Below are 13,547 nucleotides of genomic sequence, written 5' to 3'. Positions count from 1 at the left end.
AGGCCAGCACAACGTGTCCTACCAAGAACTTCGAATTCCGATAAGACACGCTATGCTGGCCTTGGTTTTCTGCGAAGGCCGGCCGCTAGAAAGCTAACTGGCAAGGAAAGCGCAAGCTTAATTGACCGTTCCGTTAAGGCACGTTCTTCTTGTCTTGTGGCCAAGCTATGCGCTATTCCGCGGCAGTATCTGTAGGCTGCAAAAGCCATTTAAATAGAGTGTCAGACAACCTTTGGCACTAGAGCCGGGTAATGGCAGATGGATTTGCTTGTTGCACATGAAACTTAACTTACCGGAGCTTCTACCCGACCAGGTGGAAGCTATTCTACATACCCTGGCTTTGGTAGCAGGAGGGCTGGCCTTCGGCTTGCTGGTTAAGTTTGTTGCTTTCCGGGTGCTGCGGGCCTACAACAACCGCGAAACCACGCTGCTTTCCCATTCAGTGGCGCGGCATCTCAACCAGGTCAGCACGTTCTTTTTTCCGGTGCTGGCCGTGCTGTTTGTGTTGCCACTGGCGCCCCTTGCGCCCAAATATATGGGGGTGCTGGAACGGGTAACCGTTACGGCCTTCATCATCACGTTTGCCTGGGGGCTGGTGAAGACCGTGGACGTGATAGAAGACCTAGTGAAGCAACACTACCAGTTGGAAGGCGACAACAACCTGCAGGTACGGAAGCTGTTCACCCAGTTGCAGTTCGTGCGCAAGCTGGTGGTTTCGCTGATCATCTTCGTGGCCATGGCCTTGGTGCTCATGAGCTTCGCTACGGTGCGCCGCATCGGCACGGGCTTGTTGACTTCGGCTGGAATTGCCAGCGTCATTGTGGGGTTTGCAGCCCAGCGCTCCATCGGCAACTTGCTTGCGGGTTTCCAGATTGCCTTCACGCAGCCCATTCGCATTGATGATGTGCTGGTGGTGGAAGGCGAGTGGGGCCGAGTCGAGGAAATAACGTTCACGTATGTAGTGCTGCGCATCTGGGATGAACGACGGTTGGTACTACCCCTCAACTACTTCATTGAGAAGCCTTTCCAAAACTGGACCCGCACCGGCGCTCAGCTTATTGGCACCGTATTTATCTACACCGATTACTCGTTGCCGGTGGAAGAGGTCCGAACCGAGCTGAAGCGCATTGTGCAAGAAAACCCGCTCTGGGACCAGCGCGTGTGCGTGCTGCAAGTCACCGACTCTAAAGAGCGCACCATGGAGCTGCGGGCCTTGGTTAGTGCCTCCAATTCCAGCCGGGCCTTCGACTTGCGCTGCGCAGTTCGGGAACAGTTGGTGGCCTTCATTCAGGACAAGTATCCTGCTAGCCTACCCAAAACCCGCACCACCATGGACGCCCCTACCCAACCGTTCTTGCCCACCGGAGCCGTAGCGGAAGCAAGCTAAGCAGGCCTGCCCGCTAGGGCACTTAGTAGCGGCGAAACTGGTTGTATTGGTAAGCCAAGAACATATATCGGCATACCGCAAAAAAGGTCGTTGGTGTGCTTTGCAAGCTCCACACCAGCGGGCACTGCTGTATCTTGGCACGCCATTTTTAGGCCACCACACCTTTGCTACCACGGTACGCCCGTTTTTCCTGCTCTTCATGATCAAGCTAGAATACTTCACCCCTGCCGATTTTTCGCAGCTAATTTCCTGGATTCAGGAACCCGACTTACTGCAAAGCTGGTCGGGGGCGCTATTCAGCTTTCCGCTCACCGAAAGCTCGTTGGCGTGGTATCTGGAAGGCACCAACGACTTGCAGGAGTCGGATGCGTTGGTGTATAAGGCCATCGAGTCGAAGAGTGGGGAAGTGGTTGGCCATATTTCGCTGGGGGGTATCAGCCGCAAAAACAACTCGGCCCGCATCAGCCGGGTGCTGGTTGGTAATACCACCGCCAGAGGCCGGGGCATCTGCCAGGGCATGATAAAAGCGGTCCTGAAAATTGGTTTCGAAGACCTTGGCCTACACCGCATCGACCTGGGAGTTTACGACTTCAACAAGGCCGCCATCAGTTGCTACGAGAAGTGCGGCATGAAACAAGACGGCGTCCTGCGCGACATTCTCAAACACGACGACGAGTACTGGAGTCTCGTGGAAATGAGTATGCTGGACCACGAGTGGCGCGAGCTGCACGGCAAAAAGTAACGCGCCGCGTTGGCTCCCGCAAACGCCTGGCCTGCATTGGAAGCGGGCAAGCTGTTTGCGGGAGCCAACGCGGCGCGCGGCATAATGCACGTTCTTGTTGATCTATCTACGTCCAGTAGAGCACGGGCGCATTGGGGAAGCGGTGCTGCCACTCCTCGTAGAAGAACTGCTTGAGCGGGCGCATGTCGTCGGGCTTGAACACGTACTTCACGCCCCCAAACTTGTTGCGCTTCGCGGCCCGAATGCTCTCATCGAAGTTGAGCGCTGTGTTGGGATACCACTCACGTAGCACGTCGCGGGAGCCGGGCGTGAACCGGTGCGTGATAAACTCCACCGTCAGGTCGCAGTCGAAATCGAGGGCGGCGGCCACCCGGTCGAGCAGGTTGGTATAATGCTCGCGCCAATCAGGAATAAGCATGATAGGCGCCAGCACCACCCCTACTGGGTAGCCGCCCCCACCCTGCTCCACCGGCAACGCCAGCTTACGCAAGGCTTGTATGCGGGCCTCCACCGAGGCCGTGCCGCCTTCCATGCGCCGCGCAACCGGCTCGGCATTCAAACTGACGCGCGCCCGAGTGTGGCCTTGGTGCGGCAAATTCAGCAGCGAGTCTACGTGGTCGTACTTGCTCACGAAGCGCAGCCGCGACCCTTCCCGGGTGCCGTAGTAGCGGACGCACTCGGCCAGGCTGCCCGTCAGGTGCTCGATACCCAGCACATCGGTATAGCAACTCACCTCGAAGCTAGTGAGGCGGCCGGGCTGCTCGTAGCTGGCCGTATTCTCCAGGAGCTGAGGCAGGTTGGCGAACACGCGAACCACTGGCGGGCCCTGCAAACTACCGGCGAGGTAGCAGTACTGGCAGTGCGCGGGGCAGCCTTCGGCCAGGTTCATCTGCCAGTCGGCAGACGGAGGCGTGGGCTGTAGGCGCAGGGCACCGGCCGGAGCTTTCACCACGGCCAGCGTGTTTTTAGCGTTGCGGTAGGTTTCGCGCGCATCAGCGCCGCGCAGGTTGGTTAGGCGGTTGCTTTTCAGGATTTCCACCTCCAAGTCGTGCGCCGTTACTCGCTCGTAAATCTGCTGGCCGAAAGGCTCATCAAGGGCATCGGGCGTGAACAGCACGCGCTTCGGCAACCACAGTTTGGCCGACTTCGTGAGGGGCTCCGGCGCCATAAAGGGGGCGGCGGTGGGCTGATCGAACAAGGGCAATACAGGCAATGAATCGAACATCAAGTAGGCAGATTTGGTAGCTGTTGATAGAACACCAAACACCACCATATAAGTCCTTAAAAGCAGATAAAAACCAATATTATACTACCTGTAAATCAGGCGTTTCACAGCGCTACAGCACCTTCTTTCCGCTACGCACGCACGCACGCAGCGCCCGAAAAAGTAAGCCTGTGCAGTAGTTGTTCCCGCTTTCTGTGGGCTATACTTGCGGCAGATAAGCTGCCAACGGCTGCAAAGCACACCACCACGCTGGTAGCCCTGACTAGCGCGCACTGTGCTGCTTTAAGTGCCTGACAGCACCTTTTCCGCAGTTTTCGACGTAGTCTGGAATTCCGCTCTCCCAACGATTGTTTTTTCTAATCCGCCTTGGCTCGATGCTTTCTATCGGGCTGGGGCGGTTCCTGAACCTTTGTCACTTGCTTTATGCCTACCACTGATATTTCAGCTGAACAACCTGTAACCGACGTCGTGCTAATTGGCGCGGGTATCATGAGCGCCACCCTGGGGATGATGCTCAAAGAGCTGGACCCCAACCTAACCATTACCATACTAGAGCGGCTGGATGTGGCCGCTGCCGAAAGCTCCGACGCCTGGAACAACGCCGGCACGGGGCACTCTGCGTTCTGCGAACTGAACTACACCCCCGAACGCCCCGACGGCTCCATCGACATCAGCAAGGCCCTCAAAATTGCCGAGCAGTTCGAGGAGTCCAAGCAATTTTGGTCTTTCCTGGCCGAGCGCTACGAGGTGAAAGACATTCAGCGCTTCATCAACCACATTCCGCACATGAGCTTTGTGTGGGGCCTGAAAAACGTGGACTACCTGCGCAAGCGCCACGCAGCCCTCACCGAATCGGCGCTGTTCAAAGGCATGGTGTTCAGCGAAGACCGGGAAGAACTTACGCGCTGGATGCCGCTGGTAATGGAAGGCCGCGACGCCGAGCAGCCCGTAGCGGCCACCCGTATGGATTTGGGCACCGACGTGAACTTCGGCTCCCTTACCCGCGGCATGTTTCACTTGCTGGAAGCCAAACCCGGCGTCACGTTTCACTTCCATCATGAGGTGCAGAAACTTCGCCAGAAAGAGGACGGCACATGGCGCCTCAAGGCCAAAAACCTGACATCGGGCGAGACCATAAAAGTGCGTGGGCGCTTTGTCTTCATCGGGGCTGGCGGTGGCTCCTTGCCGCTGCTCGAAAAATCCGGAATTCCAGAGGCCAACGGCTTTGGCGGGTTCCCAGTGAGTGGGCAATGGCTGAAGTGCGTGAACCCGGCCGTCATTGCGCGGCACGAGGCCAAGGTCTACGGCAAAGCCGCCGTGGGCTCACCGCCCATGTCGGTGCCCCACTTGGATACCCGCATGATAGAAGGCAAGCGCGAATTGCTGTTCGGCCCCTACGCTGGCTTCAGCACCAAGTTCTTGAAAACCGGCTCGTACCTTGACTTGCCGGGCTCCATTCAGCTCAACAACCTGCGGCCCATGATTATGGCCGGCTTGAAGAACATTCCGCTTACCAAGTACCTGATTCAGCAGGTGCGCCAGTCGCCGCAAGACCGGGTGGCGGCGTTGCGGGAATATCTGCCCGAGGCGCGGCCCGAAGACTGGGAACTTGCCATTGCCGGCCAGCGCGTGCAGGTTATCAAGAAGGACAAGAAAGAAGGCGGCGTGCTGGAATTCGGGACGGAAGTGGTGAGTGCCGCCGACGGCTCTATTGCGGCCTTGCTCGGGGCTTCACCGGGTGCTTCTACGGCCGTGAGCATCATGGTAAACCTGATTCAGAAGTGCTTTCCGCAGCAGTCGGTCACGCCAGAATGGCAAGCCTGCTTCCGCGACATGATACCCTCGTTTGGGCTGTCGTTGTCAGACGACCCGGAACTGGTAGCCCAGGTTCGGACCCGCACCAGTGCCGTGCTGGGGCTGAACCCGGAGCCCGTGGTTGAGAAGGAATAAGGTGTTTTTCGGCGCATAAAAGGGCCGCGTTTCAGAGGAGCTTCGTACCGAGCACCTTCAAAACGCGGCCCTTCTGTGTGTAGACGGCAGCAACTACCCTAGGCGCGCATCAGCGGTTGTTCATTTGCTCGAACACGGCATCTAGTTCTGTGCGGGAAGCCATTCGGTTTTTTTCCGACGTGCCGTAGCCCACTTCTATTTCGCCGCCGGCCAGCCGCTCCATCACCGAATCAGTGAACGCATCAACGGGTACCCCGAAGGTATGCAAGCCGGGGCCTCCCAGGTCGGTATTGACGGCTGGGGGAATGATTTCCAGTACGCTAATAGGCGTATCCTTTAGTTGATGCCGCAAAGAGAGCGTGAAGGAGTGCAGCGCCGCTTTGGTGGCACTGTAGATGGGCGCAAACGCAGCCGGCGCAAAGGCCAAGCCCGACGTCACGTTGATAATAGCAGCATTGGGCTGTTCGCGCAGATGGTTGATGAACAGCATACTTAAATGTATGGGCGCATCCACGTTGATGGAAATTTCCTGTTGGCGAGTTTCCCACGCTTCGGCGTCAGTGGCCAACGACACCCGGTTCTGGATGCCGGCGTTGTTAACTAACACGTTTACCGCCGGCAACTCCGACCTGACCCACGCCAGCAGTGCCACCCGCTCGGCGGCTACGGCTACGTTGCAGACGCGTGTGTGCAAACCAGGCAGCTTCTGTTGCGCCTCCTCTAGCTTATCGGCGCGGCGGCCACACACGACCACCGTACTACCGGCTTTCACAAAACGCTCTGCTAAGGCAAAGCCAATACCGGAGCCCCCTCCGGTGATAAGAACTGTATTTCCAGCTAAATTCATGACACTGATTGTAGTTGAGAGGAAAGTTGGGCAACAACACAAGCGGCCTGGCACAACAGGCCACCGCACACTATTGCCAACAAACTTTACTGCGACTTCCGCTGCGGGGTTGTGCTGCCGCCCTCTTACACTGGCGCTTGTCTAGCTGGAAAAATGCCCCTGAATAGCCAGCCAAACCATAATTTACGGTTGCTTCCTATTGGTGCTTTCAGCTGGTATAGCTGGCAAAAACACTTCCGCCAGCATGCACCGCACACTGCCGCCCCCAATGGTTTCAATAGTGGGGATAGGTAGCGGCAGCAACTCGCAATACGTGCCCAACGTGCGGCGCTGCGCGGGTGTCAGGGCATCAAAGGCGCTTTGCGACATAGCTAGCAGAGCGGGCCCTTGGGTGGGCTGCAACGCCAGAAGATTGCCAGCAAACTGCGCTACCTGTGCTAAAGAAATATCCACGATTTCGTGGTTGGTGGCTGCGAACGACGCCACAACAGCCGCGCGTTCTGCGGCGTCCACGATACTCTCCAAACACACCACCGCAAACCCGGCCCCGATGCTCAGCATGACATTGGTGTGGTAGATTTCCTGGCCGTTGGCGTCGCAGGCCCGGAACGTTACCGGCCGATACCCAAGCTGAGCGGCTACATCCGCGAAAAGCCCGGCATCGGTGCGGGGCGAAAGGCAGGCGTAGGCGACCCGGTGCTCGTGGTCGAAGAGGATGCTGCCGGTGCCTTCCAGAAACCGGTCTTCCAGCTCGTAGAACGATAAATCCACCACCTCTTTGACGGCGAACTGCTGGCGCAACGCTTCCAGAATGTCGGGCCGGCGCTCGGGGCGGCGGTTGGGGGCGCACATTGGGTAGAGCAGCACTCGGCCATCGGGGTGCAGGGTCAGCCAGTTGTTGGGAAATACGGCGTCGGGCTTAACTGGCTCGGGGGTATCGTCGAAAACCCACACGGTTACTCCCTTGGCGCGCAGGCTGGCAACCAGGGCGTCGAACTCGGCAAAGGCTCGTGCTTGCACGGCAGCGGCATCGAGGCCTGCCATACTGTGCTGAAAATGGTTGGAAGCCGCAGTTTCGGGGTTGAAGCCAAAGCGCACAGGGCGCACCAGAAATACCGTAGTAGAGGATTGCATGACGTTCACTTAAGCAGAAGAAGCCGGCAAAAATAGCCGGCTTCTTGTTGAACTGGTGCCTCACTGAAATTCCTCTTTGTGTTACTGCTAGGTGCACCTAGTAAGCTTCTTGCATTACACTACCACTTGGCGGGCGTCAGGTCAGCCAAGCTGCGGACTGCTGCTGTTGCCTGTTCGAGCTGACGATATTAGTTGTAATCCAAGGCGTCTTTGCGCATCCAACCGGCCGTGGTTACTTTCTCCCAGTTGGTGAACGTCACGTACACGGCATCGCCACCGTCTTTGACAAGCTGCACTTTGTCGCCTCGCACACAGTGCGCTTTGCGGGTTTCCGGCTGGCTCAGATTCGGCGAATTAAAGAAGTATGATTTGGCGACACGCACCACCGCCGTTACTGACCCGTTTGGGTTGGCTTTGGCGCGCGCACCAACAGCCGGAACAGTAGAGGCCGACTTGTTGAATCCGGTGGGCGCCGTGGTTGCTGCCAGTCGGGCCGCCTTCGGAGCATTGCGAACAGGGGCAGCGGCCGTGGTGGTTTCCGACAGCTTCTGAAGCTCTTGCAGTTTCAGCCAGCCAGTGGTAACTGCGCCGTCGGGGTTTCGGAAGCTGGTTTTCACGAGTCCGTTGCGTTCGTCTTCGCCGTACAGGATGTCGCCTTTGCGCAGATACTTTTTGGTAGGCTGCACTTGGGTGGGAGCATCAAATAGGTAGGCAGTGCGCACAGCCACCCGGTAGCGGCTATCACCTGTCGCCTCCTGCTCGGCGGCCGGCTCCGCAGTTGTTGGGCTTTGGGCTGTTTGCTCTGCTAGTGCTGGCACCTCCACCGCCTGCGTAGCAACAGGCCGAGGCGACGAGGTAGGTGAAGCTGGCTCCGTAACTGGCCCTGCCACCGGGGCCACCAGCGGTGCAGAATTCCGCTGCACCACGGTAGGCTCGGGTAGCAGAGGCCCCAACTTGTTGACAACCTTGAGGCGCAGCCGCCGGTTGAGCGCCCGGCCCACTGGGCCGCTATTGGCCGCCACCGGCGTGGCTTCGCCGTAGCCAATGGCCTGAAGCCGGCGTGGCGAAATTCCTTGACCAGCCAGGGCACGCATAGCCGCCTGCGCCCGGGCATCGCTCAGATAAAGGTTTTTCAGGCCGTCGCCGCTGCCATCGGTGTGGCCGCCAAATAAGAGTTGAGCCCGCGGGAACGTGCGCAGGATAGCCGCCAGGTTGCGCAACTGCTGCGTAGACCTGGTAGTCAGCGTGGACTGCCCAGAATTGAAATACACCCGGTCGACGTTGATCCAGCCGGCCGCGGAATTCAGCGAGTCAACTTGCTGCTCGGGGTCGGCCAGGAAACGGTACAGCTGATACTCCGTGGAATTAGAGCCCACTTCCAGGGTGGTACCGTTGGAAAGGGTGATAATCAGTGGCTGACCGGTATGATATATGTAGGTATCGGTGGCGGAATCGTAGTGTCCGGCGGGTACGCCGTCGGCGGGCACTGAGGCCGGGGTAGTGGGCGCCACAGAAGCCGGCTGCGTTTTAGCAGACGTATACGTTACGGGCACGGACGGCTCTGTTGAGGCCACCGGCGTGGGAATTTCGGTCCAGCGGAAAAAGCCGTAGCCGAGCGCCAAGCCGAGTAACAACAGTAAAGGCCACCCCCAACGCTGCATTCCCTTGAGGCGGGCAGGTGCGGCTTGTTGCGGCGTGAAAATGCTACCCCCGCCTACCTCCTGCCACTGGCCAGCCCGCGTTGCAAACGTAGGCGCCGGGGCCGCATTGCCGGACCCAGAATGGCGAGGCATGGCCGACAGGGAAGCTGCTGCGCTGCGCTGGGGCTGTGAGGCGTGCATGCTGCCGGCAACTGCTATTTCGCTTTGCAGCCAGTCTGCTAGCTCAGTGGGTTGTAAGTGGTGCTGGGTGGTGTACTTTCCTAGAGTGCCCAGCACCGCTGCTACTGCCACTTCCACCAACGGCGCATACGCGGCCAGCGGCACCCCTGCTTTGATGGCCAACCGAGCAATGGTTGTCTCGTAGCTATCGGGGAGCAGGCCTTGCAGCAGCAGCACCCCGCGTCCCTCCTGGCTGGCTATATTCAAGGCGTTGAGCTGGCTCAGTACCTGGTTGGTTTGCGCCTGCTGGGTCAGTTCCCACAGGAACTCGACACCGTGCGGGCGGCTGGTACGCTCAGCGAGCGTACGTACCACTAGCGGCAAGAGCTGCGCCAGGGCTGGCCCTACTACGGCAGGGCTCTGGCCGACTACTGCGCTAAGCTGGTTGAGGTGCTCGGCGCGTATGCAAGTGCTTACTACTTCCAGTACCGTTTCTTCCCGCTTCAAGGCCATCGTCAAGTAAGATTATAGTCTGTGGGATACACAATTTTTTATTGAAATACCATAAACCGTACCACATCCCACAACTCCTTACATACTTTCTATCAATCAGTTATGTATTTATAGTTCTAAAAAAAGTTCCAACAATACTGAGTTTTTCTTTCGCGGTTCCTGCAACCAGAAATTAGGCTTATGCCAGCTTGCAACCGGCTATTCGAGCTTCTATACCCAACCACCAACCGCAAGACAAGCAAGGTGGCTAGACGCGGTAATGAGTTGTCTGACGTAGCTCCCACTTATCAACCCAAAGCCCTAGTAGCACTAGCTTCCGTCTCGAAATGTATTCGAGCAAAAACTAATACTAGTAGGGCTTTGGGTTTGATGGCGAACCTGAAGCAGGCCGGCCTTAGGGCCGTTGTCGACTTGCTTGGGGAGGCGCTGCTTCAGGAACCGCAACAGTAGATGCGGAGCCATCGGAGTCGGATGACGTGGACCCTGAACTATCAGACTTTGAATCGGTTTGGGTGGGAGGTACAGCTTCCTCTTCCGACAGCTTTTGCAGCTCACGCCGCTTCAGCCAGCCGGTGGCCAGAGCGCTATCTGGGTTCCAGAACCTGATTTTCACTAGGCCGCTACGCTCCTCCACGCCGTAGAGGATGTCGCCTTTGCGCAAATATTTCTTGGTGGGCTTCGCTTGGGTGGGAGCAGTGAAAAGATACGCCATCTGCACGCTTACCACGTAGCGGCTGTCGGCTTCCTCTTGCTCGATAACCGGCTCAACGGGACCTTCACCAGCCGCCGCTGCAAGGGCCGGCGAAATCGGTAAACGCGTGCTGTCGGTTGGCTTCGCAGCGGCTAAGAGCGGCGGCGTTGAACCTGCTTCAGCAGGTGGTAACAAGGGCCCTAGCTTGTTGATGACTTTGATAAGCAGCCGCCGGTTGAGCGCCCGCCCCTCCGGACTGCTGTTGGAGGTTACGGGTGCCGCTTCGCCATAGCCAATAGCTTGCAGACGACGGGCCGAAATCCCCTGGGCAATCAGGGCACGCACGGCAGCTTGCGCCTGCGCTTCGCTTAGCTGTCGGTTTTTCAGGTTGCTGCTGCTATCCGTGTACCCCCCGAACAGGAGCTGTGCCCGCGGAAATGTGCGCAAGATGGTGGCTAGGTTGCGTAGCTGCTCTGTGGAGGCAGGCGTTAGGGTGGCTTGGTCCGGAGCAAAGTACATACGGTCGGCAGTTATCCAACCGGCGCCGGCATTCAGCGGATCAACTTGCTGCGTAGGATCGGCCAGAAAACGGTACAGCTGGTACTCCGTGGAGTTGACCCCAACCTTCAGGGTGCTTCCGTTGAAGAGCGTGATAACCAGAGGCCGGCCGGTGTCATAGATATACGTGTCGGTGGCGGAATCATAGTGGCCGGCGGGTATTGCATCGGCGGGGGTAGCGGCGGGCGGTGCAGGCACGCTAGTAGGCTGGGCAGCCGTGCCCGCATACGCCACGGGCACTGTAGGCTCCGTCGAGGCCTGGAGCGGCACATACGTCCAGCGGAAAATGCCGTAGCCGAGCGCTAGGCCTAATAGCAGTAACAATGGCCACACCCAGCGCTGTTTGTTGGCTTTCGAAGCCGATGCCTGCTGAGGTATAAAGATGCTTCCTCCGCCCACTTCTTGCCACTTCCCGGCCTGCGCCGCAAACGTAGGGGCTGGTGCTTGTTTGGCCGGCATAGCCTGCGGGGAGGGAAGGGGCCGAGTTGTGGCGGCTCCGGCACTCGGTGGCGAAATCACGGAGCCGCCCGCAGGTAGCACTTCTGCTTGCAGCCACTCACTTAGTTCGGTGGGGTTCAGGCCGTGTTCCGTAGTATATCTGCCCAAGGCGCCCAGTACCGCCGCCACACCTACTTCCAGCACTGGCGCATACGCGGCCAGCGGCAGCCCGGCTTTGTTGGCCAAACGATAGGTGGTGGTTTCGTAGGAGTCGCCGAGTAGGTTTTGTACGAGTCGTACACCCCGGTCGTCCCAACGGGCTACCTCCATGGCGTCGAGTTGCACCAGTGCTTGATTGGTTTGCGCCTGCTGAACTAGGTTCCATACAAACTCAACGCCTTGTGCCCGGCCTGCTCGGTCAGCAAGGGCACGTATTAGCAAGGGCAGTAACTGCGCCAGCACTGGCCCCATTACGGCAGGCTCCTTCCCTACCAATGCACTCAGCTGGTTGAGATGCTCGGCACGTATGCAGCTGCTTACTACTTCCAGTACCGTTTCTTCCCGCTTCATGACCATTATTTAAGGAAATTTTTAGTCTTACTAAAACCACACCCTCCACGGATAGTATAAATCTCCTTCTTTGCACACTCCACTTTATCTGCCCCGCGTCAAGCCCTTATGGATGCTATTCGGCGCAAGAAAGTTCCCATTTCTGGAACCTTTTCCTCAAACATACGCTCCGAAAGGTCACCAATAGTAAGCAGCAGCCAGCTTATTCTGTATGGCGTGGTTCAGATTTGTTGACTTTCCCGATTACGGCAAAAAGCGGATCGGAGCGCCGTGGAGCAGGACTACGGTCGAGCAATTCGATAGGATGCCATTGGCCGGCCGCTTGCAGATACTGCTGTACTAGTGCTACGTGGCCTCGGTCGTCGAGGGCGTGCCAGGCGGCTACCGCTTTGCTGGGGAAGCACCGGTTGGAAAACGTAATAACCAAGGGTGCGCCCGTGCGTAGCACGCGGGCCAATTCGCGCAGCACCAACACAGGCTGCGTCAGGTAGTCAATGGATACGCAAATGGCGGCCCCATCGAAGGTGTCGTCGTCGAAGGGCAATGCAGGCTGTTGGTTGAGGTCCTGCACTACATAGTCGGCGAGGCGTGGATTGGCGCGCAGCTCTTTCTCGTTCATGCCCAAGCCCACCACGCGCCGGTAAGGCACCTCGGCGGGCAAGTGGCTCACCCAACTGCTCATCAGGTCGAGCAACGTGCTGTCGGGCACGAAGTACTCCCGGTAAAGCTGCGTGACAGCCGCAATGGCCGCATCGTCGATGTGAGTAACGAAGCGAGGCTGCTGGTAAAAATGGGCATCGGGGCTTTCGTCTTGCCGCCGAAAAGTGCCTTGTGGGAAAGCGAAGGTGTCGTCTGGGCTCATGGCTGGTGTTTAACTATCAAACAGGTGTACGGGCAAAAGGTCAGCGCATGTATGGGCTACAACAGAACAGCCTCGGCGTGTTGCCAAGCCTTACCCCAATCCGCCCTGCCCCCCGTTAGTACAGCTACTTGCGCGTGGCCACGGCGACTGAAACCCGGGATTCACAGATAGAACCAGCTGTTTGGCCGATCAAATCCGAGTTTGACGCGAGAACAGCAAAGCCGGCACCGTGCTTGCAATTGGGGATTAAAGCGCTTAGCATTTCATTTTCATTAGCCGTTTGCCTCAAGGCAACAGTTTCATCCTTCCTCTTCCAACCTTTTGTCACGTATGAAAACCTCCTTGCTTTCACTTGCCGCTGCTTTCGTTCTGTTCTCCTCGACTGCCTCCCTGGCTGCTGCCCCCGACCACCGCGACGATGACAGGCGCCGCACAGAAAATAGTCGTTACGATGACCGCAACGACCGAGATTTCAACTACGGATACGATAAGAAACACAGAGTAACGCCAGCCGAAAAGGCCCGCTGGGAAGCCGCCCACCGCACCGACCGCCGTGACTACGACAAGCGGGACTACAACAACCGTCAGGCCGACCGCTACGACCGTCGGGACTCCAACAACCGCTACGACGGCCGGAACGAGAAAGACTTCAACTACGGGTACGATAAAAAGCACAAGGTAACCTCACAGGAGCGCGCCCGCTGGGAAGCCGCTCACCGTAACGACCGGAACCGGTAATATGGAGTTCTATAACAGAAAGCGCCACCATGCTACATGGTGGCGCTTTCTGTTACGGGGCTTAGTTCTGCT

The 13,547-nt window shown here is 58.0% G+C and carries 10 protein-coding genes; 4 read left to right on the top strand and 6 right to left on the bottom strand.

The features are described 5' to 3' along the window. The first annotated feature begins 277 nt into the window (after window positions 1-277). Both MTX78_RS08035 and MTX78_RS08030 read left to right on the top strand, forming a co-directional pair. On the top strand, window positions 278-1,387 hold the full coding sequence (locus MTX78_RS08035) for a mechanosensitive ion channel family protein (protein WP_243801530.1): 1,110 nt from the start codon (window positions 278-280) through the stop codon (window positions 1,385-1,387). Window positions 1,388-1,586: 199 nt separating this feature from the next. Next, on the top strand, window positions 1,587-2,129 hold the full coding sequence (locus MTX78_RS08030; RefSeq protein ID WP_243801528.1) for a GNAT family N-acetyltransferase: 543 nt from the start codon (window positions 1,587-1,589) through the stop codon (window positions 2,127-2,129). 106 nt (window positions 2,130-2,235) lie between these two features. Here MTX78_RS08030 and MTX78_RS08025 read toward each other — a convergent pair whose 3' ends face one another. Then, window positions 2,236-3,354 (bottom strand): SPL family radical SAM protein, encoded by a 1,119-nt coding sequence (locus MTX78_RS08025; protein WP_243801526.1) that lies wholly within the window; start codon window positions 3,352-3,354, stop codon window positions 2,236-2,238. 423 nt (window positions 3,355-3,777) lie between these two features. Between MTX78_RS08025 and MTX78_RS08020 the strand changes: the two genes are divergently transcribed. Then, window positions 3,778-5,304, top strand: coding sequence for a malate:quinone oxidoreductase (locus MTX78_RS08020; RefSeq protein ID WP_243801524.1), 1,527 nt, complete (start codon window positions 3,778-3,780; stop codon window positions 5,302-5,304). A gap of 109 nt (window positions 5,305-5,413) precedes the next feature. Here MTX78_RS08020 and MTX78_RS08015 read toward each other — a convergent pair whose 3' ends face one another. The 5 genes from MTX78_RS08015 to MTX78_RS07995 form a co-directional block, all read right to left on the bottom strand. Continuing rightward, window positions 5,414-6,151, bottom strand: coding sequence for an SDR family oxidoreductase (locus tag MTX78_RS08015; protein ID WP_243801522.1), 738 nt, complete (start codon window positions 6,149-6,151; stop codon window positions 5,414-5,416). A gap of 183 nt (window positions 6,152-6,334) precedes the next feature. Then, on the bottom strand, window positions 6,335-7,285 hold the full coding sequence (gene ctlX / locus MTX78_RS08010; protein ID WP_243801521.1) for a citrulline utilization hydrolase CtlX: 951 nt from the start codon (window positions 7,283-7,285) through the stop codon (window positions 6,335-6,337). 188 nt (window positions 7,286-7,473) lie between these two features. Further along, on the bottom strand, window positions 7,474-9,618 hold the full coding sequence (locus tag MTX78_RS08005; RefSeq protein WP_243801519.1) for an OmpA family protein: 2,145 nt from the start codon (window positions 9,616-9,618) through the stop codon (window positions 7,474-7,476). Between the two features lie 394 nt (window positions 9,619-10,012). Continuing rightward, window positions 10,013-11,875, bottom strand: coding sequence for an OmpA family protein (locus MTX78_RS08000; protein ID WP_243801517.1), 1,863 nt, complete (start codon window positions 11,873-11,875; stop codon window positions 10,013-10,015). Between the two features lie 202 nt (window positions 11,876-12,077). Further along, window positions 12,078-12,737 carry a class I SAM-dependent methyltransferase gene (locus MTX78_RS07995; RefSeq protein ID WP_243801515.1) on the bottom strand — a complete coding sequence of 220 codons (660 nt, stop codon included), beginning with the start codon at window positions 12,735-12,737 and terminating at the stop codon, window positions 12,078-12,080. 330 nt (window positions 12,738-13,067) lie between these two features. On the opposite strand from MTX78_RS07995, the gene MTX78_RS07990 reads away from it, so the two are divergent. Beyond that, complete coding sequence (locus MTX78_RS07990; RefSeq protein WP_243801513.1) at window positions 13,068-13,475, top strand: hypothetical protein; 408 nt, start codon at window positions 13,068-13,070, stop codon at window positions 13,473-13,475. Window positions 13,476-13,547: the final 72 nt, after the last annotated feature.

It is taken from the genome of Hymenobacter tibetensis (genome assembly GCF_022827545.1).
GTDB classification, from domain to species: Bacteria; Bacteroidota; Bacteroidia; order Cytophagales; family Hymenobacteraceae; genus Hymenobacter; species Hymenobacter tibetensis.
The sequence above is the reverse complement of the archived record's forward strand: the minus strand, read 5'-3'. Positions and strand labels throughout refer to the sequence as shown.

Coding starts and splice junctions, on each gene's coding strand:
- MTX78_RS08035 (WP_243801530.1), top strand. CDS start 278: ATGAAACTTAACTTACCGGAGCTTCTACCCGACCAGGTGGAAGCTATT.
- MTX78_RS08030 (WP_243801528.1), top strand. CDS start 1,587: ATGATCAAGCTAGAATACTTCACCCCTGCCGATTTTTCGCAGCTAATT.
- MTX78_RS08025 (WP_243801526.1), bottom strand. CDS start 3,354: ATGTTCGATTCATTGCCTGTATTGCCCTTGTTCGATCAGCCCACCGCC.
- MTX78_RS08020 (WP_243801524.1), top strand. CDS start 3,778: ATGCCTACCACTGATATTTCAGCTGAACAACCTGTAACCGACGTCGTG.
- MTX78_RS08015 (WP_243801522.1), bottom strand. CDS start 6,151: ATGAATTTAGCTGGAAATACAGTTCTTATCACCGGAGGGGGCTCCGGT.
- ctlX (WP_243801521.1), bottom strand. CDS start 7,285: ATGCAATCCTCTACTACGGTATTTCTGGTGCGCCCTGTGCGCTTTGGC.
- MTX78_RS08005 (WP_243801519.1), bottom strand. CDS start 9,618: ATGGCCTTGAAGCGGGAAGAAACGGTACTGGAAGTAGTAAGCACTTGC.
- MTX78_RS08000 (WP_243801517.1), bottom strand. CDS start 11,875: ATGAAGCGGGAAGAAACGGTACTGGAAGTAGTAAGCAGCTGCATACGT.
- MTX78_RS07995 (WP_243801515.1), bottom strand. CDS start 12,737: ATGAGCCCAGACGACACCTTCGCTTTCCCACAAGGCACTTTTCGGCGG.
- MTX78_RS07990 (WP_243801513.1), top strand. CDS start 13,068: ATGAAAACCTCCTTGCTTTCACTTGCCGCTGCTTTCGTTCTGTTCTCC.